Source organism: Shewanella sedimentimangrovi (assembly GCF_017354965.1).
GTDB lineage: Bacteria > Pseudomonadota > Gammaproteobacteria > Enterobacterales > Shewanellaceae > Shewanella > Shewanella cyperi.
On the sequence record NZ_CP071502.1, the window covers coordinates 532,694 to 556,344 of the forward strand.

A 23,651-nucleotide genomic window follows, 5' to 3' on the forward strand; every position below is an offset into this window, starting at 1 on the left:
TCTCTGTATTTACAAAAAGATTCAATGAAAAGTGCGTTCGCAATTTTTGGACCTTGCAACTATAAGTAACAGTGAAGAAGCGAATGGAAAGGAAGCCTCGAATGCTATTTTCATCCCAGTCTACGCCACCGGCAACCATACTCATTGTTGATGATGAATTGGCCAACCTGTTGTTGCTGGAGGAGGCTCTGAAGGAGCTTGGCAGCATTATCACCACCCAGGATGGTGAAGAAGCGCTGCTGTTGGCTGAGCAACACAGGCCCGAAGTAATATTGCTGGATATCGAAATGCCGGGCATGGGCGGCTTTGAAGTCTGCAAGCGGCTGAAGCGCAGCCCCAATACCTGTAACAGCGCCGTTATTTTTGTCACCTCCCATTCCGCCTCCGAGTTTGAATATCAGTCATTGAGCTACGGCGGTGTCGACTTTCTCAGTAAACCGATAGATTTCAGACTGTGCCAATTGCGGGTCAGGAGTCAGCTGACTCTGGTGCAACAGGCCAATGCGCTGCGTACCGCCAAGGAAGAGTTACACGATTTGGTGACCCATCTGCCGGTATTTATTTCCTATTGGTCGCCCGACTGGCGCAACCTGTACAGCAATGACTTTGCCGGCCAGTGGTTTGAGCAAGGCGCCCAAAGCATGAAGGGTAAAGAGGCCATAGAGGTCCTGCCGCCTGAGTTGTGGCGCCAGTTGCCCTTGCATGGGGTCCATTCCGAAACCACCAGCCTGGTTTCCGTGCATCTGGACTCACCCATTCAGGGCGCCGAGGATCTTCAGGCCTATATTTCGCCCCGTTTTGAAAAAGAAGATGTCTGTGGCTACCTGCTGACCCTGGTGGACGTGACTGATATCAAGCGGGCCAAACGCGAACTATCGGCAGAAAAGGAACGCCTCAAGGTCACCTTGAGTTCCATAGGTGATGCCGTCATAGCCACAGACCTGGAGGGATGCATCAGTTTTATGAATCCCATTGCCGAGCGCATGACCGGCTGGTTGCTGCGGGAGGCCGAGGGAGAGCATATAGAAACCGTGATGAATCTGAGGGATGCCGACACCCAGATGCGTGGCCTGAATCCGGCTATCCTGGCGCTGAACGAGAAACGAATCGTCGCCATGGCGCTGAACAGTCAGCTGACCAGCCGCGATGGTACAGTGTACCGGGTCGAAGATTCGGCCGCCCCCATCAAGGATGAACTGGGCCAGGTTATAGGCGCCATCATGGTATTCCATGACATCAGCGAATCGATTGCCATGGCGGTAAAGATGAGTTACCTGGCCAATCACGATCAACTGACGGACTTGCCCAATCGTATTCTGCTCCATGACAGACTCAGCCAGGCCTGCAAGACAGCCAAAAACAAGGGACGGCTGGTGGCACTGTTCCTAATCGATATAGATCATTTCAAATACCTCAATGATTCCCTGGGGCACCATCATGGTGATGTGCTGATAAAACAGGTGGCCAAGCGGCTGGAGTCGTTGATTGACACAGACTCCACCCTGGCCAGGATAGGCGGTGATGAGTTTGTGTTGGTAATCCCCGAAATAGACAGCCCCGGGGTGATAGATTCCATGGCCCAGGCCATTATCCGTTGCATGGAAGAGCCCTTCAGGCTCGAAGGCAAGGAGTACCAGCTGAGTGTCAGCGTCGGCATCAGCGTCAACCCGACCGATTCTGAGTCTGAAGAGAGCATGATGCGCTATGCCGATGTGGCCATGTACCGTGCCAAGCAGCAGGGGCGGAACCGCTACTGCTTCTTCTCCGAGGATCTGGAAGCCGAATTAATGCGCCGCCATGACATTGAAATGTTACTGCGTCAGGCGATAGATCAGGATGGTTTCGAGGTGTTTTTCCAGCCCCAGTTTGCATTGTGCAACATGTCCTTGATTGGCGCCGAGGCCCTGGTGCGCTTGCGGGACAAGGATGGCAATTTCATTTCGCCGGCAGATTTTATTCCTTTGGCGGAAGAAACCGGCCTTATCAATCAGTTGGGCCGGCAGGTATTAAGAAAAAGTTGCCTGGCTGCCAAGGGCTGGCAGCGTTATGGCAAGGAACTGAGGGTCGCGGTCAATATTGCCGCCAAACAGTTTTCCAATCCTGCCTTTATCGATGAGGTGGCGGCGGCACTGGAAGAGTCGGAGCTGCGCAGTCATTTGCTGGAGCTGGAAGTCACCGAAAGTGCCCTGATGCTGGATTTTGACCAGGCGCAAAGTACCCTGGTTAAATTGTCTGCCCTGGGTTTGTCTATCGCGATAGATGATTTCGGCACCGGCTATTCCAGCCTGTCTTATCTCAAGTTGTTCCCCGTGGATGTACTGAAGATTGACCAGTCTTTTGTCAGGGATATGCTGGATGACGGCCAAAGTCTGGATATTGTCAGGACCATAGTGCATTTGGCCAAGTCGCTGAATCTGACCTTGGTGGGGGAGGGGGTAGAACAGGAACCCCAGAAACAGACCTTGCTGGAATTGGGCTGCGATCTCGGTCAGGGCTTCCTGTTTGCCAGGCCACTGCCTGCAGATGAATTTGAGCGCTTGTTGGTTGATTAGGCTTGTTGCTGCTTGATAAACGGCTACAGGCTTGCTTCGCATTGCGCCGGCTGCAGATCCCAACTTCGAAAGCAGTTGCGGCCTTCATGTTTGGCCCGGTACAGTGCCTGATCGGCAAGGACCAGAAGTTTGTCGGCATCCAATTCGGCGGCGGGGACTTGTGATGCCAGGCCTATGCTGAGACTGACACTTGCGGCCGCGGTTGAGTGTTCGTGGGGAATGGCCTGCTGTATCAATTGCTCCTGTATCAGGCGTGCCAAATGCTCGGCTCCTGCCAGATCGGTATTGGGAAGCAGGGCCGCCAACTCGTCACCGCCATAGCGGCACAATAAATCAGATGGCCGCTTCAGCACTTGCCTGATGCATTGGGCTACCTGCGCCAGACATTCATCCCCCGCCAGATGGCCATAGTGATCGTTGAATGCCTTAAAGTGATCCACATCCAGCAGCATCAGGGTTAGAGGTTGTTCATCCCGCATGCACTGGCGCCACAAGGTTTGTAGCGCTTCATCAAAGCGTCGGCGGTTGCCAATGCCGGTGACGCCGTCGGTAAGGGCCATGTTTTTAATAATCTGATATTGCAGTTTGACAGCCAATTGGGTGCGTACCCTGGCCTGAACCGTGACGGGGTTAATGGGTTTATTGATGTAGTCCACTGCCCCGAGAGCAAATCCCGATGCCTCATCTTCGCCATCTGTCCTGGACGTCACAAAGATCACCGGAATATCCTCGGTAAGGGGATCGCTCTTGAGGCGTCGGCACACCTCGTGTCCGTCCATGCCCGGCATCACTACATCCAGCAATATGATGTCGGGAGATTGGTTGCGAGCCTGCTCCAGGGCACTGACACCATCAAGGGCCATCAACACATCGAAGTCGCTTTTGAACACTTCGTTGAGTGCCATGATGTTGATGGTCTGGTCATCGACCACCAGTATCTTGGCCCGCTCGTTTGACAGTGACAGAGTATGGCGGACTCGCTCCAGGATCATAATTGCTCCCTTAATTTACTGAGCAGGTTTAGGGCATCCTTGAATTTCAGCGATTCGGTCAGTTTCACCAACCTATGGGAGTCGGAATTCAGGGATGACAGGCCCATGAGGGCTTGGTGCAGTTCTCCCACCAAATCCAATGCCTTGAGGTTGCCAGTGTGTAAGTGGGCGGCCAGCTCATCGGCCATTTTCATCAGTTCCTCATTGCTGATGGAAACTTCGTCGGGAGCTTGTTGCCGAACCAGCTCTGGTAAGGCACCGTGGATCAAATCCAGGTTTTTGGCCGCCAGCTCATTCAGGGCGGGAACCAGCTCCCTGGCAAACTTCAGTGTCAGTGCTTCAGGATCCTTGGCCGTGCGCAATGCGATTTCCAGATTGGCGGCCTTGTCCCTGACGGCACTGACACCTATGGTGGCGCTGGTGCCCTTCAGGGTGTGCAGGGTTTGCCCGATAGCTGAAATATCTCCGGCATCAAGCTGTTGTTGCAGTTTATCTGTGAGTTGGCGCAGGTCACTCCGATAGTTGTCCAGCAGTTTGCGGTACAGGCTGATGTCGTTGCCAAAGCGCTTGAGTATGGCTTCGACGCTCTCTTCGTGAGCGGTTTTCCTTGGTATTGAGGCCTCTGCCATGGCGGTTTTGGGGCTGACGTAAGACAGTATGAGTTGCACCACTTCGCTGAAATCCAATGGCTTTCCCAAATGGGCGTTCATGCCCGCCAGCAGGCAGGCTCTCTGGTCCTCGGCACTGACATTGGCGGTCATAGCTATGATGGGGAGTTGTTTGAGTTCTCCATGGCTGCGGATACGACGGGTGGCCTCCAGGCCATCAATGCCCGGCATTTGCATATCCATCAGCACCAGATCAAAGTGGTTTCGCGGATCCGTGGCCAATTTGACGCCCTGCTCCCCGTCTTCGGCAATTTGTACCTCGGCTCCTTCTCCCTCCAGCAGTTCCAGTGCCACCAAGCGATTGAATTCATTGTCTTCCACCAATAATATCCGCAAGCCTTCCAGGCGTTGGCTGGGTTCCGGCCGTACGGGAGGCAAAGACACTGAGCCTGTCTTGGCACTTTCCAGGGTATTAAGCAACTGGCTGGGGGTGAAGGGTTTGCAGATGTAAGCTTCAAACAGGGATGAGCCACTATCCAATGCCCGGTCCAATTCGATTGGCGAATAAGCCGTGACCATGACTATGGTGGGGCATAGTGCTTTCCCCTGCCGGCCTTTAATTTCCCGGGCGACCTCGAAACCCGTCATATCAGGCATATAACAGTCCAGCAGCACAGTATCGAACTCATCTGACTGCGCCAGCAGGCTCAAGGCCTCACTGCCGCCAGATGCCGCCTGGTATTCAAAGCCAAGCTCGGCAAGGGTACGGCACATGACGGTCAGGGACAGTGCATTGTCGTCCACCACCAGCACCCGTCCCCGGCACTGCTGTGGCAGGGCAATGGGTGAGTCTTCGGCAGGCAGACGCAGGTCGAACCAAAAATGGCTGCCGACACCGGGTTCGCTGTCCAGATGTAACTCGCTGCCCATCAGATCTATCAGGCAGCGGGATATTCCCAATCCCAGCCCGGTGCCGCCAAAACGTCTGGATATAGAAGCCTCGGCTTGGGTAAAGCCTTCAAAAATCTTTTGCTGTTGATCCTTGTTGATACCTATTCCCGTATCTTTGACGCTGATGCGAATAAGGGTTTGATCTTCATCCCTTTCCAACAGGTGAACGCCGATAACGACCTCCCCATGTTCGGTAAACTTGATGGCATTGCTGGCCAGATTGATCAGCACTTGCTGCAGTCTCAGCCTGTCACCGCGAACCAGATCGGGCAGAGCCAGATCTATGTCGTACATCAGCTCCAGATTCTTGTCCTTGAGGTTACCAAGCAGGATCACCGCCAGATCCTGCATCAGCTCATTCAGGCTGAATGGATGCAGTTCCAGCTCCAGTTTACCGGCATCGATTTTGGAGTAATCCAGAATGTCGTTAAGCAGATTCAGCAGCGACGTGGCGGCAATCTGGGCCTTGGACACATATTCCTGTTGCTTGGCTGACAGCTCTGTCTTGTGCAGCAGTTGCAGCATACCCAGGGCGGCATTCATGGGGGTGCGGATTTCATGGCTCATATTGGCCAGGAAGATGGACTTGGCAGCGCTGGCGGCGTCCGATTGCTCCTTGGCCTGGCGCAACCAGGATTCCAGCTCCCGTTCCGAGGTGATATCCCGGTTGATGCCCATGACCTTGAGCGCATTGCCCTGACCGTCATATTCCACATAGGCACCCGCCTGAATGTAGCGCACCTGGCCACTGGGCAGTTGTAGCCTGAAGATGGGGTCAAAACGGCTGATGCCTTCGACTGTCGCCTGTAACTGGGCTTGTATCCTGTCCTTGTCCTGTGGGTGCAGTCGCTCCTGCCAGTGACTCAGCTTAAGCCCCGTTTGCCGCAGCTCCGTGGGCTGTTCGTACAGCTCATACATCTTGTCGTTCCACTCCAGGCTGTTGCTGCTCAGGTTCCAGCTCCAGATCCCCAGCTGCGCCACCTTGGCAGCCATCAGCAACTGGTCCCTGACCGAAATCAGTTCATCCCGAGCCGCTTCCAGTTCCTGCTGGTGGTTACGCTGTTGACTGATATCCGTGGCAATCTGCAGGTATCCTATGATCTTGTTGTCGGCGTCCCGCATTGGGGTGACGCTCAGGGACACGGGTAGGGTGTTGCCGTCCTTGCGAACATAGGTCCATTCGCGGGTCTCGGCTCCCAATAACTCAGAACGTATGGTGAGGGTTTTAAAACCTGTTACCTGATAACCATACTCGCGACTTAACAACTGGGCCCTGGAATCCAGCTCGCTCTCCAGATGGAAGCGCACCGGAGTGCAGTGGCCCTGAACCTCATTACTCTTGTATCCCAGCAAACATTCGGCGCCATGGTTGAACAAGCGTATCTGGCCATGGATGTCTGTGGCTATGATGGCCACTTCGGAGGCCGCCCGCAGCACGTTGCTGAGCAGCACATTCACCTTGGCCAGTTCGGAGGTGCGCTCCTGTACCTGGCGTTCCAGATTGCTGTTGAGCTGTTGAATTTTGAGCTCGGAGCGTTTCTGCTCCGTGATGTCCCTCACCGTAGTGGAAGCCCCTATGACCTTGTTGTGGTCATCGTAAATGGGCGACGCGGTTACCGAGACGTAGACCATGCTGCCGTCCTTTCTGCGCCTTTGGGACTCGAAGTGGGGGATAGACTCACCCTGGGCGAGACGTGCCAGTATCTGTGCCTCTTCATGCTTCAGGTCATCCGGCAGCAGCAGTTTTTCGACCGTCTGGCCCAGGGCCTCGTCCGCGTGGTAACCGAATATCTTGCGGGCGCCTCCGTTCCAACTGGTGATGACCCCCGCCAGTGTCTTGCCTATGATGCCATCGGCAGAACTCTCCACTATGGCGGCCAGTTTGGCCTGCTCCTGTTGCAGCCGGGCTTTATTCCTGTGATTGATATTGATGACCCCCACCAGGGCCGACAACAGCAGACTGGCGCTGATCCCCAGTATGGCGAGGGCGCTGCTGGTGGGCAGGTGTAATTGGGACACAAACAGTGGCGTTACCGAGTAACGGGCCTTCCAGGTGCGGCCAAATACCGGATGTATTTCCTCATAGGGATAGAGATCGTCCGTGTCGGTCTGGCCACTGTCGAAGAACACCTCCTCCTGTTCGGCGGTGACATCGAATAGCTGCAAGCGCATGCGTTTGGGATCCAGACGTTGGTCCGCCAGCACTTCGGACATGATCAGCGGTGCATAACTCCAGCCGAAGGCGGCCTCGCGTCGCTGTTCCCGCGTTGGCGGCACCTTGCCGCCGCGATAAATGGGCATGAGGATCAGAAAGGATTGTTGTGGCAATCCCGTGGCCTGCACCAGGGTGATGGGCCCTGTGAGCCTGACTTCGCCGCTGTCAATGGCATCATCGGCGGCGGTGCGCCTGTTGAGCTCCGAGGCTATGTCCAGGCCCACGGCCTGAATGTTGCGATCCACAGGTTCAATATATTGGATGATGTAACGTTCGTCCGGGTGTCTTGCCAACTGGCGGGTGTTGAAATCGGGCCAATCATCGGCCCTGGCCTGGTGGATAAATTCCGCCTCTTTGGCTTCCGGTACCCGACGAATGAAACCAAAACCACGGGCGCCCGGGAACTCGGTATCCACGTTGCGGGTGTAGCTGTAGCGCCGGAATAACTCCCGGCTGATGCCATCCTCTCCTGCCGTGAGTACCGCGCCTCTTGCACCCCGCAGGCCATATTGATACAGCTCGATGCGGGTTAGTGCTGAATGGATGGCTTGGTCGGCGGATTCGCGTACCGCATCCCTGATCCTGTCTTCGTTGCGACGGGAGATGTGTTCCGTCACCAACAGGCTCAAACCAATACCCAGCACCAAGGTCAGCAGAACCCACTTATCCTTAAGCAGTGACGTCAACTCCAGTTTCATCAATCTCAGCTCCTTGCCAAGTTGAAAAGTGTTCCGGGCCCAGGGAGTGAGCCGAGTCTATTCCTGACAAATCAAACACATTTTTTGCCGACTTAATTAGTCTAGAACAAATGCTGCTCAGGTAGCCAAGAATATACAAAGCTTTGTGAAAGGCAGTAATTCGTGGAATATCTGCTATTTTTCTAAAGGCATAGGCGGGTGCACTGAAAAATAACAGGGAAGGCAGCATATGGCATGGGCTCCGGGAGCAGCGGTTAAGGCGTTCAGGCGTTTTGGGATCTTGCCCATGGGGGCCCTGTTGCTGGTGGCCGTGTGTATTGCCGGTGTCAGTTACCAGGAGCAACGGCTTGAGTCCCAGGCTGAACTGGAATTGCAGCAATCCATGTCCCGCAGTGTCGCCTTTCTGACGACCAAATTATCGACGCTTTATGACCAGCAGCAGAAGAACCTGCGTTTTTTGCATGCGACTCCACCCATCGCCGGCCTGGCCCGGGCCGAACTCCATGGCGGTGTGGACCCTTTGGATGGCACTCATTTTTCCCAATGGCAACGGCGGCTGGAGACGATTTTCAGTGCCATGCTGCTCAACAATCCGGAAATAGATCAGTTACGGGTTATCCGGGGGGATTCCGGGGGCAAGGAGATAGTCCGGGTCGACAGGTTATCCGGCGATATCAGGGTGATTACAGCACAGCAGCTGCAATCCAAGGCCCAGGCCTATTACTTCACGGCAGCAATGGCCTTGGCTCCTGGCCAAATGTACATCTCTTCACTGGATCTTAATCGGGAATATGGTCAGATTGAGTTTCCCTATCGGCCGACCACCCGTTTTGCCCTGCCCATCTTTACCGCAGAGGGGCAAAAATACGGTTTCATTATCTTGAATCTCAATACCGGCAGCCTGCTGGCACAGATGCGTCAGGCTACAGGGCCGGGGGAAGAACTGATATTGGCCGACAACCAGGGAAACTTTATTGTCCATCCCAAACCCGAATTCCAATTCAGCCGTGACCTGGACTCGGGCCACAGCTGGCAAGCGGACTACAGGGTGAAACAGGTTAACGGCTATTTCGGTCTGATGCAGGAGCAAAGCGACAGCGCTGAAGCCTTTTTCCTCAGGCGCACTGTGCGTTATGGCGGTCAGCCCGACGAGCAGTTCCAGTTGCTGCTGACCCGCTCAAAGAACCAGTTGGACTCCATGTTGCTGGACAAGCGGATAGACAGCTATGGTTTCGTGCTGACCATATTGCTGGTGGCTTCGCTGTTGTTGGTGTTGCTGAACCGAAATTACCGCAACAGCCACAAATTGGCGGAAACCCGGGCCGAGCAGGAAGCCATCATCAGTGGTTCGGCGGATGCCATTATCGGTCTGGACTTGTTTAACCGGGTCACCAGTTGGAACCGCGCAGCCGAGCAATTGTTTGGCTACAGTGCCCAAACCGCAATGGGCAGCGATATTGACTCTTTGGGGCTGTTTCGGGATTTTGGTTTTTCCGAGCTGATGGCGCGGGCCCACGCTGGGGGCAGTCTGACCGCCACCATCAGCTCCAATGAAGGCGACAGGGAGCTACAACTGGAGTTGACCCTGTCTCCCATTCAATTGCAGGGACAAAAGGTCTGCGGGACTGCGCTGATAGCACGTGATGTGACGGCGCAATATGAGGCCCAATCGAAGATCCGGATGATAAACCAGGATCTCGAGAGTCAGGTCGCAAGCCGCACCGAGGAGTTGGCCGACGCGCACAAGAAGGCATTGCAGGCCAGCGAGATCAAAAGTGCCTTTGTTTCCAACGTCAGTCATGAGATGCGTACACCGCTCAATGGCATCATGGGCACCTTGAACCTGATTAAGCGTGAGCCCCTGAGTCCGTCACAGATGAAGTATGTCGATATGGCGGAGTCCAGCGCGGCGGCCCTGTCGAGCCTGATTAACGACATTCTCGACCTGTCCAAGATTGAAGCCGGCAAACTGGAGTTTGACAGCCAACCCTTTAACCCGGTGCGGGTGATGGAAACCCTGGTGTGCTCCGCTGCTATCCGGGCCATGGAAAAGGATCTGGAAATCATTCTCGACATCAGCGAGTTGGATTATGTGTGCCTGATGGGGGATGCCAGCCGTCTTAAACAAGTACTCAATAATCTGCTCAGCAATGCCATCAAGTTTACCCATAAAGGCGAAATACTGATCCGTGCCCGAACCCAGGTCAGTGCGGATAACCAGATACGCCTGGATGTGGATGTCTTTGATACCGGCATTGGCATAGCCGAAGAAAACCAACAGAAGCTGTTCCAGGCCTTCAGTCAGGAGCATGGCAGCATATCCAGTGAATATGGCGGTACTGGGTTGGGGTTGTCCATCAGTCGCCAATTGTGCCAGTTGATGAAGGGCAATATAGGTTTTGAATCGGAAAAAGACAGGGGCAGTCATTTTTACTTCCATGTTTACTTCGGCCAGGAAGGCGCCAAGAAGGAGCAACATCAACAGCCCCTCGCCGGGGTCAATGCGGCGGTACTGAGCCCCAACCCCAGATCCAAGGAGGTCTTGGAGCGCATGTTGGCCCGCTATGGCGCCACGGTGATGCAACTCAACGAGCAAAGGACGCTGCCAGCGGGGGAGTTGGTGCTGCTGGTGGACAATCTCTACCCTGTGGGCAGTGGCACCGCCCAGTGGCTGAGCCGAGAGGCGGAGCTGAAAATTCTCCGTTTTGGATCCGCAATCAAGGAGTGGCCCTGTAAGGTGGACCATGAACTTGGCAAGCCGGTAAACCGGGCCGAGTTGCTGGCGGCCATTACCGGACAGGTGCAGGAGGTCAATGTCAGTCAGCCCCAGCTTGGCAACCATTTCCCTGTGGCCGCCCTGGAGGGGGCCGGCATCCTGGTGGTCGACGATAACCATATCAATCAGGAAGTGGTGAAAGGCTTTTTGGCGCCGCAACAGGCGGAGCTGTGGTTTGCCTCCACCGGCAAGCAGGCGCTGGACATTATGGTGCGCCTCAGCCAGCAGGGGACCCGGCTTAACTGCGTGCTGATGGATTGTCAGATGCCGGAGATGGACGGTTATGTGTGCACCAAACTGATCCGATTGGGGGAGGGCGGAGAGGCATTCCGGCAGGTGCCAATCATAGCCATGACGGCCAACGCCATGTCGGGAGAACGTGAAAAATGCCTGGCGGCGGGGATGTCCGACTACATTACCAAGCCCATATCCTACGATCAGTTGCTGAGCCATGTACTGCAATGGGTCACGTCCGGCGCCGGAACCCCAGCCATCGCCGCTCCCCAATTGCCGTCAAATACCTTGCCAGTGTGGGACAGAAAGGCTGCCCTGGCGCGCATGTTGGACAACCACACGCTGGTGGACAAGATCACCCGTATGTATGTCGACACTGTGCCTGAGAAAATCGACCACCTCAGGTTGGTGGTAGAAACCATGGAACTCAATGCCATCAGGGAGTTAGCCCACAAGCTCAAGGGCCTGTCCGGCGATATAGGCGCCAGTCAGTTGCACCGGTTGCTGGCCGAGTTGGAACAGGCCAGCAAGCAGGGTAGCCGCGAAGATATCAATGGGTTGTTTAGCCGAATTTGCCAGGGTTTTGAAGAGCTGTTCCCCATGTTGGAGCAGCATCTGGCCGGAGAGAAAAGCCAGAGCCAGACAACAGGGCGGTCGATTAAGTCATTGCAATAACAGGCCGAATGGTTCCATTGTCTTTTTTTGTTTTTATGATCCATGTCAGATACATCTTTTAAATTATCACATAAGATGCATTGAAAATGTTGGTTAATTTGGTCAGGGCTATTCGAGCTGTGGCCATGAAACGATGAGGATCACACATGAAAAATACCGCGATGATTATCCTGGCAGCCCTCTTATCCCTGCCCGCAGTGGCGGCCGATGCCGAAGCAGGCAAGGCTAAGGCCGCTGTTTGTGCCGGCTGCCATGGCGCCGACGGCATTTCTTTCACGCCTTTATACCCCAACCTCAAGGGTCAGAAAGCGGCTTACCTGGAAAAGCAATTGCATGCTTTCAAGGATGGCAGTCGTACCGATCCTGTGATGGGCCCCATGGCCGGTCCTTTGTCCGATGAGGACATCAGCAATTTGGCGGCATTTTACGCCGGCCTGAAATAAGTCCAACCGGCGGGCATCAGTGATACCCGCCGGTTAATTTATTGTTTCTGAATTGTCAGTAAGTTGATCTGTGTCACTGCCAGATAAGGCTTCAAGTTTTAGTGTATTTAAGATGACTCTTTTCAAGTTCAGATTGGAGTCCGGGTCAGCTTGAAAGGATTTCAATGTGAACCAAGGTTACAGGCGTGTTGGTCTGACGCTGCAATGCTTGATTTTTTTCCTGCTCAGTCTTTTGGCTGTGCCCAGCCATGCCTTGTTTGTCAGCCAGGCCAAGGACCCCAAGCCCCTCATCGCCGAGATTTTTCCGTCCGCCACATCGGTATCCGAAAAGCAGGGCGAGGTGCCGGTATGGACCATACTCAGGGATCAGCAGGTATTGGGCTATGCCTTTGAAACCAATGATATTGCCAAGATTCCAGCCTATTCCGGCGAGCCGGTCAACATGCTGGTGGCCATGGACCCCCAGGGAAAATTCCTCGACGCCAGGGTGCTGGAGCATCATGAGCCCATCATTCTCGCCGGTATTCCCGAAAGCAAACTGTGGGACTTTATCAGCCAATACAAGGGGCTGAGTGTAAAGGATCAGATAAAAATCGGCGCTGCCACCCGGGATGAACATCTGAGCATAGATGGTCTTTCCGGCGCCACTGTGACCGTGATGGTGATGAACCAGGCCATTACCAAGGCCGCCACCAAGGTGGCCCAGTCCCTCGGGATCCTGACCAAAGATGTGGCTGCGTCCCGGCCCAAGGCCAGCATCAAACAGGATCTGTATGAGGTCGCCAATTGGCAGCAGCTGACCGGTGACGGTTCCATTCGCAAGTTATATCTCGACCGTGGCGCAGTCGACCAGGCCTTTGTCGGCACCGAAGCCGAGCATGTGGATGAGGCCGATGGGGCCCACAAGGCCGACAGCTTTGCCGAGATTTATTATGCCCTGGCCGATGTGCCCTCCATAGGTCGTAACCTGTTTGGTGATGCCGATTATCAATGGTTGATGTCCATGCTTGCGCCAGGTGAACACTATCTGGTGCTGCTGGGTAACGGCTATTCCTTCAAGGGTTCGGGCTATGTCCGCGGTGGCATCTTTGATCGCATCCAGCTGCATCAGAATGACAATGCCATTTCCTTCCGGGATCTCGATCATAACCGCATCAGTGATATCTATATTGCCGGGGCGCCAAGCTTCAATGAGATGTCGGTATTCAAAATCGGTGCCCAGCAGGAGTTCGACCCCGGCAGCAGCTGGGAACTGGAACTGCTGGTCAGGCGGCAGCTGGGCGCGGTTGACAGCATCTTCAGCAGCTTCAAGGCCGGGTATGACATTCCCGAGCGCTATGTCGACATTCCCCAGCTGGCGGAACCCGAGCCGGAACTTACCCTGACCCAGCAGATTTGGCACGACAAACGCTACGAGGTGTGGATCCTGGTGGCCCTGATGCTGGTGCTGCTGCTGATCCTCTTTTTCCAGGATGTGCTGGTGCGCCATCCCACCTTTATCCATAACCTGCGCCACGGTTTCCTGGTGGTCACTGTGGTGTTTATCGGCTGGGCCTGGGGTGGTCAGCTGTCCGTGGTCAACGTATTCACCTTCCTCCATGCCCTGATGCGCGATTTCTCCTGGGATCTGTTCCTGATGGATCCGGTGATCTTTGTGCTCTGGTGTGGCGCCGCAGTCACCATGTTGCTCTGGGGGCGCGCCGTGTATTGCGGCTGGCTTTGTCCCTTCGGCGCCCTGCAGGAGCTGGTCAATACCTTCGCCCGCTACATCAAGTTGCCCCAATTCGAGCTGCCCTACGCTGTGCATGAGCGGTTATGGGCAATCAAGTATTTGATCTTACTCGGTCTGTTTGGTCTGTCATTGGACTCACTGGCCATGGCGGAGCAATTTGCCGAGGTGGAGCCCTTCAAGACCACCTTCCTGCTCAAATTTGATCGCGAATGGCCCTTCGTGCTCTGGGCCAGCTTCCTGATTCTGCTGAACCTGTTCAATCGCAAGACCTTCTGCCGCTACCTGTGTCCCCTGGGGGCCGCCCTGTCGGTGGGCAGCAATGTGCGTCTGTTCAGCTGGCTCAAGCGTCGTCCCGAGTGCGGCTCACCCTGTAAGACCTGTGCCAAGGAATGCGAAATTCAGGCTATTGCCCCCGATGGGGTGATCAATATGCGCGAATGCCATTACTGCCTGGATTGCCAGATCACCTACTTCAATGACGAGAAATGCCCGCCATTGAAAAAGCAAGCTTATAAAAACCGTCGCTTTGAAGAGAATCCGATCCCCACCCGGGTGACCGAGGCCTGACAGCGACAACAAAGCCATCGATAGCAGATTATCGAACCAGACGGAGACACCAAGATGCATAGAAGCGATGATGAACAGCAGACGCAGGGCCTTGAAAACGCCGGCCGCCGCAGCTTTATGAGCAAAACCGCCCTGCTTGGGGCCGGTGCGGTAACGGCGCCGATGACGGCGGCCATGTTTGCCTCCATGGCCAAGGCCAATGCTGCCGAAGCCGCCAATAGTCCGTTTCGTCACCCCGGCGAGCTGGACGAATACTACGGTTTCTGGAGTGGTGGTCACTCGGGCGAAGTGCGTATCCTGGGCTTGCCCTCAATGCGCGAGCTGATGCGCATTCCTGTGTTCAACATGGATAGCGCCACCGGTTGGGGCCTGACCAATGAGAGTAAGCGCATCAAGGGCGACAGCGCCCACCTGATGGCCGGTGACTCTCACCATCCGCACATGAGCATGACCGACGGTCGCTATGACGGCAAATACGTGTTTATCAACGACAAGGCCAACTCCCGCGTGGCCCGTATTCGCTGCGACGTGATGAAAGTCGACAAGATGATCACTATTCCCAACGTCCAGGCCATTCACGGTCTGCGGGTGCAGAAAGTGCCACACACCAAGTACGTGATCTGTAACGGTGAGTTTGAGATCCCCATGAATAACGACGGCAAGTCGTCCATGGAAGATGTCAGCACCTACCGCTCGCTGTTCAACGTGATCGATGCCGAGAGCATGGAAGTGGCCTTCCAGGTGATGGTTGATGGTAACCTGGACAACACGGATGCCGACTACGACGGCAAGTACTTTGCGTCCACCTGCTACAACTCCGAAATGGGCATGACACTGTCGGACATGATCGCCTCCGAGCGTGACCATGTGGTAGTGTTCAGCCTGGAACGCTGTCTGGCGGCACTCAAGGCCGGTGATTTCAAGACCTACAATGGCAACAAGGTACCCGTGCTCGATGGCCGCAAGGGTTCCAAGCTGACCCGCTATATCCCTGTACCCAAGTCTCCACACGGGATGAACACGTCGCCAAATGGTGAGTACTTTGTGGCCAACGGTAAGCTGTCTCCCACAGTGTCAGTGATCTCCATCAAGAAGCTTGATGACCTGTTCAACGACAAGATCCAACCCCGTGATGCCATAGTGGCCGAACCCGAGCTGGGCCTGGGTCCCTTGCACACCGCCTTTGATAACCGTGGCCATGCTTACACCACGCTGTTCCTCGACAGCCAGATTGTAAAGTGGAATGTGGAAGAGGCTATCCGCGCCTATCAGGGCGAAAAGGTTAACTACATCAAGCAGAAACTGGACGTGCACTATCAACCCGGTCACAACCACACCTCCCAGGGTGAAACCCGGGATGCCGATGGCAAGTGGCTGGTGTCCCTGTGTAAGTTCTCCAAGGACAGATTCCTGCCGGTGGGACCGCTGCGCCCAGAGAACGATCAGCTGATCGATATCTCTGGTGATGAGATGAAGCTGGTACACGACGGCCCAACCTATGCCGAGCCACACGACTGCATCATAGTGCACCGCAGCAAACTGAAGCCGAAGAAGCTGTGGACCCGCGATGATTCCATCTTCGCCGACACTGTTGCCATGGCCGAGAAGGATGGTGTTAACCTGATGGCCGATAACAAGGTGATCCGTGACGGAAACAAGGTGCGGGTGTACATGACCTCCATCGCTCCGACATTCGGTCTGACCGAGTTCAAGGTTAAACTGGGTGATGAAGTGACTGTGGTGGTGACCAACCTGGATCAGGTGGAAGACGTGACCCACGGCTTCTGTATGACCAACCACGGGGTGCAGATGGAAATTGGTCCCCAGGCCACCTCATCCATCACCTTCATCGCTGACAAGCCCGGCGTGCAGTGGTACTACTGCAACTGGTTCTGCCACGCACTGCACATGGAAATGCGCGGTCGTATGTTGGTAGAAGCGTAAGCGATAGCGGCGGCGTGTCTGGTCCACGCCGCCGATTTCTTTTTCTCCAGACTGAGGCAACGCCATTCGCCAATGCTGAACCGGATCCTGATTTTCCTGTGCCTGCTCGGTTGCACCTTGGGTGCATCGGCCGAGACCTGGCACCTTACCCCGGACGACGAGCTTCAGGCTCGCCTGGATTCCGCCGCCGACGGCGACACCTTAATACTTGCCGACGGCATATACCGCGGCAACTTTGTGATAAAACACGCCATCAGCCTCAGGGCCGAACACCCTCACCAGGCCATTATCGATGCCGGTGGCCAGGGGCATGGTCTGCTGTTAACCCACTCGGACGTTGAAATTGCCGACCTTGCCATAGAGCACTGGGGCCGGGATCTGACCGCCCAGAATGCCGGCATTTATTCGGATCAGGGGGCGAGTAACCTGGTCATCCGCAACAACCGCCTCAAGGGCGACGGTTTCGGGATCTGGCTGCAAAAGGGTCAGCAGATCAAGGTGCTGGGCAACCATGTGCGTGGCAATACCGAACTCAGATCATCCGATCGCGGCAACGGCATCCAACTGTCGATAGTGCAACAGGTGGAGGTGGCCGACAACGATGTGGCCGAGACCCGCGATGGTATCTACATTATTTCCAGCCAGAACAACGTGATACGCAATAACACCATGCACGACCTACGTTATGGTATCCACTACATGTATTCCCACAGCAATCAGGTGCTGAATAACTATGCCCACCACACCCGGGCCGGTTATGCCCTGATGAGTTCCCGGCTGTTGACCGTCAGCGGAAACCTCACCGAGGAAAGTGAGGACTATGGCTTCCTGATGAACTTCATCACCTCATCCACCATCAGTCACAACCGCATTAAACAGGTGTGGACCAAACCGGAGCACAAGGCCCTTGGCCGTGAGGGCAAGGGTCTGTTTGTCTATAACTCGGGTTACAACAATATCAGTTTCAACCGGGTCGACACCGCCGAGATAGGCATTCACCTGACCGCAGGGTCGGAAAATACCCAGGTGTACGGCAACGACTTCATCAATAACCAGTTGCAGGTAAAGTACGTGTCCAACACCCCCCAGGAATGGAGCCTGGATGGTCAGGGTAACTTCTGGAGCAATTACCTGGGCTGGGATCTCAACAACGACGGCCACGGTGATACGCCCTTCGAACCCAATGACGGAATCGACAAGATTGTCTGGCAATATCCCCAGGCCAAGGTGCTGCTGGACAGCCCGGCGCTGCTGTTGCTGCGCTGGATCCAGAAGCAGTTTCCCGTGCTTAAGCCCGCCGGAGTGAAGGACAGTTTTCCGGCCATGGGCCCAATCAATGCATCCAATACAGAGGCAGGCCTGACCTTGGCCGGCCATCAGGAATGAAACCATGAGCAAAGCGATAGTGTCACTCACAGGCATTGGCAAGCGCTACGGCCCCCTGCAGGCGCTCAGCGGCATAGGGCTGCAGCTGGCCCCCGGTGAGGTATTGGGTCTGTTCGGCCATAATGGTGCCGGCAAGACCACCATGATGAAGATTATCCTCGGGGTACTGGCACCCAGTGAGGGCGAGGTCAGGGTATTCGATGTCGATCCCCAGTCCAAACAGGCGTGGCAGGGGCGGCGGCAGATAGGTTATCTGCCGGAAAACGTCAGTTTTTACGATCAGCTCAGCGGCCGACAGGTGCTGAGTTATTTTGCCCGCCTCAAGGGGGTGGCCAAGCCCGAGGTGCTGCGGCTATTGCAGCAGGTGGGTCTGGACAAGGCCATGGACCGCCAGGTCAAAACCTATTCCAAGGGGATGCGGCAACGGCTGGGGCTGGCTCAGGCCTTTCTCGGCGATCCCAAGCTGTTGCTGCTCGATGAACCTACCGTGGGCCTGGACCCCTTGGCCACCGCCGAGTTCTATCAGGCGGTGGACAAGCTCAAGCAGGATGGCGCCAGTATCATACTCTGCTCCCATGTGCTGCCGGGCGTGGAGCAACATATCGACAGGGCCATGATCCTCTCCGGTGGCCGGGCCCTGGCCCTGGGCACCCTGGAGGAGCTGCGCCGTCAGGCCAGCTTGCCGGTGGCAATTCGCACCAAGGGGCTCAACGGTACACTTGGAAAAGACAGTCGTTTCCAGCCTTTCATGGTCGACAGCAACAGGTTGTTGGTGACCGAAGAGCAGAAGCTGGCAACGGTACGGGCGCTGCTGGAATTTGAGGCCCTGGAAGATCTGCAACTGGAGCCTGCGGATCTTGGGCAGTTATATCAGCATTATTTGGGCGCGGCTGCCCGGGAGGCACTATGACTCAGAGTCCGGTATTGGCGGTCGCCATCAAGGAATTTCAAGATGGGCTGCGTAACCGCTGGCTGTTGTCCATTACCCTTATTTTCGCCGTGCTGTCCCTCGGCCTCAGCTACTATGGCGCCGCGGCATCGGGCACTGTTGGTACCCTGTCGCTGTCGTCCACCATCGCCAGCTTGGCGAGTCTGGCGGTGTTCCTCATACCGCTGATAGCCCTGCTGCTCGCTTACGACAGTTTTGTGGGTGAGCAGGAGTCCGGCACCTTGCTGTTGCTGCTGACCTATCCCCTGAGCCACAACCAGTTGCTGCTGGGCAAATTCATCGGTCAGGGGGCCATTATCAGCCTGGCGACGGCCCTGGGTTTTGGCAGTTCGGCACTGCTGCTGGCGCTGCAAACCCAGGTTGAGGGACTGCTGCCGGCCTTTGGCCTCTTTATTCTGACCGCGGCCCTGCTGGGGCTGTGTTTTATTGCCCTGGCCTATGTGATCAGCCTGTCTGTGAGCGAAAAATCCAAGGCCGCCGGATTGGCCCTGAGCCTCTGGTTTGCCTTTGTATTGGTATTCGATCTGGCGCTGCTGGCCCTGCTGGTGGGGGTGAAGGATGGCCTTGATCAACAGTGGCTGATCCAGATCATGCTGCTCAATCCGGCGGACCTGTTCCGGCTGATCAATATGGCGGCCCTGGACACCAGTGATGTGAATGGGGTGCTAGCCGTCGCTATCAACAGCAGTTGGTCGGTGCCGTCCCTGCTGGCGCTGATGCTGGCCTGGGTCTTGGTGCCCCTGGGACTGGCCGCGCTGATTTTCAACCGCAAAAGCTTATAGTTGTGACACTTCAAGGGAAAGAAACATGAAAACAACCGCTAACCTCTTTCGTCTGCGCCCCTGGCTGGCCGCGCTGTTGAGCGGCGCCCTGCTGGCCGGCTGTGGTGGTGAGCCCCAGTCTCAATCCCAGCGTTTGCCGGTGGCGTTGGAACGAGGTGATGAATGCCATCTGTGCGGCATGTTGATCGACACCCTTCCAGGCCCCAAAGGGGAGCTTTATACCAAGGATTCGGATCGGGTGAAGAAATTCTGCTCCACCCGGGATCTGTTCAGCTTCCTGCTCGATCCCGAATACCTGCATCAGGTTAAAGAGGTGTATGTGCACGACATGGGCAAGTCTCCCTGGGAGAGTCCGGCCGATGACAGTTTCATCGATGCCCGCAGCGCCTGGTTTGTGCTGGGCTCTACCCGAAACGGCGCCATGGGCCACACACTGGCCAGCTTTGGCACCGAAGCAGCCGCCCACAGTTTTGTCGAGCGTTTTGGTGGTCAGGTGTATCGCTTCGAGGACATCAGGCACGACATGCTGTAGCGCTTCCCCCGCTAAGGGGCAAGGCAACAGATACAAGGCACCCAGTGGTGCCTTTTTTATTGCAATGACAGTGGCTTGGCCAACGGCAAGCTGCACGGCATCTCCTATAATGTGAAAACAATCAAGCCGCTTATGCGATGGAATTTGTACAAAAGTGTACCCGGAGGCGGTTAAACGCTGGTGCGGTGGGTGAACAATTGATACAAAGCTCGGAGATTCATTAGGAATATTTGATGTTCAATTGCTGTTTTTCCTTCTGGCGGCGCCTGGTACCGGCACTGCTGTTGTGTTTACCCCTGTTTGGTACCCAGGCCCAAGAGGCCGCTGCAAGCAGCGGCAAGCTGTCGCTCGCCCTCGGCGTGGGGCGCTACAACTCTTTGATGTACCAGGGCCAGGACGTGCCCCTTTATCTGTTGCCACGTTGGTCCTATTACGGCGAGCGCTTCTATATAGAAGATCTCAATCTTGGCTTTAATTTGCTTGAAAGCGATTCCTTTTCCTGGGATTTGACCACCAAGCAAAGTTTCGATGCCCTGATGTTCCGCCAGGATAACTCCCTCAATGATTCCCTGCTGGCCGGCCTGACCGCCGGCAATGTGCTGTTGGCCCTGCCATCCTGGGAATCGGATCCCAAGGCACTGTTTCACCTCAAGGAGCGCCATTTCAGCTACCTCGCCGGCAGTACCCTGTTTTGGCGCCACGGTGATTGGCAGTTCAGTTCGGCGCTGCACGCCGATGTCAGCAATGTTCACGGCGGTTTGGAGTGGAACAACCAGCTGCGCTACCTGACCAAACTCGGGCCTCTGGACGTGGCCACCACAGTGGGTGGACGCTGGCTCGACAGCCACTACAGCAACTATCACTTCGGCATCACCAGGCTGGAAACCAGCAGGGTATGGAGCAGCAGGCCCGATGCCCAGTGGCTGCCGTCGCTCAAACTGGAGCTGTCCTGGCCTTTGGATGAGGATCTGCGTCTGATTGGCAGTTGGCGCCGCGAATGGCTGTCCTCGGCTTTCGACAACAGCTATTTCCTGGCCAGCAAGACCCACGATATCTGGTTTATCGGAGTGATGAAGACATGGTAAAGACCTGGCTAATCTCGCTGACGCTGTTGTTTGGAGGCCCTTTGGCCGCCGAGCCGCTGTCGTTTGAGATTTTGCCCAGGGTCTGCATTACCGCCCCCGACAGCCCCTGTCGCATGAATGTCAGCGTCAGTTGGCAGGCACCACAGCTGGCCTGCCTGGTCGATGCGACGCGGCCGGAAGAATATATTCATTGCGCTGATAATCTGGATGATTTCCCGCTGGAGCTGGATCTCAGTCAGGATGCCGAGTTCAGTCTGGTGGACCCGGATACCCATCAGGTGCTGGCCAAGCAGCGTATCGATTTATTAATCAAGGAGAAGCCGCCGCTGCAGGAGCGACGCCTCAGTTGGAGCCTGTTCTGATGTCTGCCCATATACTGCTGCTTGAAGATGATCCCGAACTGACCCGACTGATCAAACTGTGCCTGGAAAACGAAGGCTACATGGTCAGCACCTGTGCCAACGCCAATCGCGCCGAGTTTATTTTGCAGCAGCAACAGGTGGATCTGCTGATCTGCGATGTGATGTTGCCGGGCCGCAGTGGCTTTGATTTTGTCAGCGAGATCCGCAGCCAGACCCAATGCCCAATCCTGTTTATGACCGCCAAGACCTCGCTGCAAAATCAGCTCCATGGTCTGTCGCTGGGGGCCCAGGACTATCTGCTCAAACCCATAGATCCCAGGTTGCTGCTGGCAAAGATCAAGGTGTTTCTCGGGCGGCCACAACAGACAGAAACGCCCCAGAGCCACTACAGCCAGTTCAACCTCTCTTTGAACGCCCTGACCCGCAGGGCAGAGCTTAACGGCCAGTTGCTGGAGCTGACCACGGCGGAATTTCAGTTGCTGGAGGCCCTGTTGGCCCACTTTGGCACTGTGGTCAGTCGGGAGTTCCTGTTCCAGCGCCTGCTGGGCCGCAGCTATGACGGCATGGCCCGCACCATGGATGGTCGCGCCTCGAGATTGCGCAAGAAATTACAGGCCATAGATGACAAATGGAACGTGCAGACCTCCTGGGGTGAGGGCTATTACCTGTCCTATGGTGAACCGGAGTTGTGATGAGTCCCTTGCTGCGTTTCAACGCCGTACTGATAGCCACGGTACTGCTGTTGGCCCTGAGTTTGGGCCAGGTGTATCGCTGGTACGGCAGTGAATCTGCACCCGTGGTGGATGCGGAATACGTGTTGCAGGCGGTGGAGCAATTACAGCACAGCCACAGATCGCTGCAATGCCAGATGGATAACGGCATTGGCTGTGGTGACGCCCTGTTTGTGGAGTACCCCGCCGGTTACTGGGGCGGCACGCTGGACGAGGCCCAGGTGTTTGCCATGCGCGACAAACAGGGGCGGCAGATGCTGTGCCGTCATTCCGAGTCGGACAAAATTCTTTGCATCAACAACCTCAAGTCGCCGGATAAGCTGGAGCACGGGCTGGATCTGGCCTATGTATTCTACTTGGCACTGTTTCTGGTGATTTTTCTGCTCAGTCGCAATCTGTTCCGCGACATAGAAATACTGCGTCGCTCGGCGATTTCCGAAATCAAGTTCGGCAAGTTTCCGGCCTTCTCCCTCAGCCCCAAGTCCTACCTGGCGCCGCTGGCCCAGTCACTGCGCAACATGACGGCCAACATCGAGCAGTTGAATCAGTTCCAGGCCGAGGTGGCCGAGACAGTATGCCATGACATCAAGACGCCCCTGGCGCGGATAAAGTTTCTCAGCCATTTGATGACGGCGGACAACCTGGATGCTTCGCGCCGGCAGCTGAACAACAACATTGCCGACATCGAAGACAATATTTACGATTACCTGTCGTTGGCGGAAAACGAGTACAGCGAGGTGGGCAACGAGCGCACCGAGCTGGAACTTGGTGCCTTTATCAAGGATCTGCTGGCGCAGGTGCCGGCAGACAACGACATCGCCATCGAGCTGCAATTGCCACAGCCAATTTCCGCCTGGCTTTATAGCAACTTGATGAAACGCCTGGTGAATAACCTGCTCGGTAATGCGCTGCGTTTTGCCAGGAGCCGGGTACTCATCTGCTGTCAGCAACAGGGTGATACCCTGCTGCTGACGGTGGAGGACGATGGCCCCGGCTGGGACGCGGCGGAAGGAAACGGCGGTGATGGCCAGCGGGCACACCACAAGCTGGGCCTGTCGATAGTGCGGCGGGTGGTAGAGAAACACCAGGGCCAGCTGCAACTGCAGCCCTCCAGCCTTGGTGGGGCCAAGGTTTTGATTTTACTTCCCTTGATAACACAGTAGCCCCATTCCCTGGGCCTTCTTTCCGGGTCTTCTTCCCGGGCCTTCCGTTGGGACACATTCCTTTTTCCTCGCTTTTCCGCCCTTGGGGCAGACCGCAAACCGGGCCATCGGGTCCGGTTATTTTTTGTCGCGCCAAGTAAATGAATTTGGCAGCAAATGTTTAACAATTGTCACCAAAAGTACACTTTTGGACAGTTTCGCTGCTACTTCTGCCTTAGGGTATCGCCTGGGGAGGCAAACCCAAAAACCCGAATCCACTCCTCCAGGAGAACTA

The 23,651-nt window shown here is 55.7% G+C and carries 16 protein-coding genes; 13 read left to right on the forward strand and 3 right to left on the reverse strand.

Features of this window, described 5'->3' with window-relative positions:
* The first annotated feature begins 101 nt into the window (after window positions 1-101).
* A complete protein-coding gene (locus JYB85_RS02220) occupies window positions 102-2,552 on the forward strand; it encodes a two-component system response regulator (RefSeq protein ID WP_207380861.1) in 2,451 nt (816 codons plus the stop codon).
* A gap of 23 nt (window positions 2,553-2,575) precedes the next feature.
* On the opposite strand, the gene JYB85_RS02225 is transcribed toward JYB85_RS02220, so the two are convergent.
* From JYB85_RS02225 to JYB85_RS02235, 3 genes are read right to left on the reverse strand one after another with little or no spacing between them, the layout of a single operon-like run.
* Window positions 2,576-3,544: a diguanylate cyclase domain-containing protein gene (locus JYB85_RS02225; protein WP_207380862.1), complete on the reverse strand. Its 969-nt coding sequence runs from the start codon at window positions 3,542-3,544 to the stop codon at window positions 2,576-2,578.
* Window positions 3,541-8,016, reverse strand: a complete 4,476-nt coding sequence (locus JYB85_RS02230; protein WP_207380863.1) for a CHASE domain-containing protein — start codon at window positions 8,014-8,016, stop codon at window positions 3,541-3,543. The genes JYB85_RS02225 and JYB85_RS02230 overlap by 4 nt, the downstream gene beginning before the upstream one ends.
* Entirely contained in the window at window positions 7,988-8,245 is a 258-nt protein-coding gene (locus JYB85_RS02235) for a hypothetical protein (protein ID WP_207380864.1), read from the reverse strand. Before JYB85_RS02235 ends, JYB85_RS02230 begins: the two co-directional genes overlap by 29 nt.
* Between JYB85_RS02235 and JYB85_RS02240 the strand changes: the two genes are divergently transcribed.
* From JYB85_RS02240 to JYB85_RS02295, 12 genes are all read left to right on the forward strand, one after another.
* Window positions 8,246-11,701, forward strand: coding sequence for an ATP-binding protein (locus JYB85_RS02240; RefSeq protein WP_207380865.1), 3,456 nt, complete (start codon window positions 8,246-8,248; stop codon window positions 11,699-11,701).
* Between the two features lie 146 nt (window positions 11,702-11,847).
* A complete protein-coding gene (locus tag JYB85_RS02245; RefSeq protein WP_207380866.1) occupies window positions 11,848-12,144 on the forward strand; it encodes a c-type cytochrome in 297 nt (98 codons plus the stop codon).
* A gap of 166 nt (window positions 12,145-12,310) precedes the next feature.
* On the forward strand, window positions 12,311-14,443 hold the full coding sequence (gene nosR / locus JYB85_RS02250; RefSeq protein WP_207380867.1) for a transcriptional regulator NosR: 2,133 nt from the start codon (window positions 12,311-12,313) through the stop codon (window positions 14,441-14,443).
* Window positions 14,444-14,497: 54 nt separating this feature from the next.
* The gene (nosZ, locus tag JYB85_RS02255; protein ID WP_207380868.1) at window positions 14,498-16,387 is read left to right on the forward strand and encodes a TAT-dependent nitrous-oxide reductase; all 1,890 of its coding nucleotides are present in this window, start codon (window positions 14,498-14,500) and stop codon (window positions 16,385-16,387) included.
* 72 nt (window positions 16,388-16,459) lie between these two features.
* Complete coding sequence (locus JYB85_RS02260; RefSeq protein ID WP_207380869.1) at window positions 16,460-17,773, forward strand: nitrous oxide reductase family maturation protein NosD; 1,314 nt, start codon at window positions 16,460-16,462, stop codon at window positions 17,771-17,773.
* Window positions 17,774-17,777: 4 nt separating this feature from the next.
* Window positions 17,778-18,683 (forward strand): ABC transporter ATP-binding protein, encoded by a 906-nt coding sequence (locus tag JYB85_RS02265; RefSeq protein ID WP_207380870.1) that lies wholly within the window; start codon window positions 17,778-17,780, stop codon window positions 18,681-18,683.
* Complete coding sequence (locus tag JYB85_RS02270) at window positions 18,680-19,504, forward strand: ABC transporter permease (RefSeq protein ID WP_207380871.1); 825 nt, start codon at window positions 18,680-18,682, stop codon at window positions 19,502-19,504. The genes JYB85_RS02265 and JYB85_RS02270 overlap by 4 nt, the downstream gene beginning before the upstream one ends.
* A gap of 25 nt (window positions 19,505-19,529) precedes the next feature.
* Window positions 19,530-20,036 (forward strand): nitrous oxide reductase accessory protein NosL, encoded by a 507-nt coding sequence (locus JYB85_RS02275; RefSeq protein WP_207380872.1) that lies wholly within the window; start codon window positions 19,530-19,532, stop codon window positions 20,034-20,036.
* 233 nt (window positions 20,037-20,269) lie between these two features.
* A complete protein-coding gene (locus JYB85_RS02280; RefSeq protein ID WP_207380873.1) occupies window positions 20,270-21,121 on the forward strand; it encodes a MipA/OmpV family protein in 852 nt (283 codons plus the stop codon).
* Window positions 21,115-21,483: a DUF3019 domain-containing protein gene (locus JYB85_RS02285; protein ID WP_207380874.1), complete on the forward strand. Its 369-nt coding sequence runs from the start codon at window positions 21,115-21,117 to the stop codon at window positions 21,481-21,483. Before JYB85_RS02280 ends, JYB85_RS02285 begins: the two co-directional genes overlap by 7 nt.
* Complete coding sequence (locus tag JYB85_RS02290; protein ID WP_207380875.1) at window positions 21,483-22,175, forward strand: response regulator transcription factor; 693 nt, start codon at window positions 21,483-21,485, stop codon at window positions 22,173-22,175. Before JYB85_RS02285 ends, JYB85_RS02290 begins: the two co-directional genes overlap by 1 nt.
* Complete coding sequence (locus JYB85_RS02295) at window positions 22,175-23,377, forward strand: sensor histidine kinase (protein WP_207380876.1); 1,203 nt, start codon at window positions 22,175-22,177, stop codon at window positions 23,375-23,377. The genes JYB85_RS02290 and JYB85_RS02295 overlap by 1 nt, the downstream gene beginning before the upstream one ends.
* Window positions 23,378-23,651 lie beyond the last annotated feature (274 nt).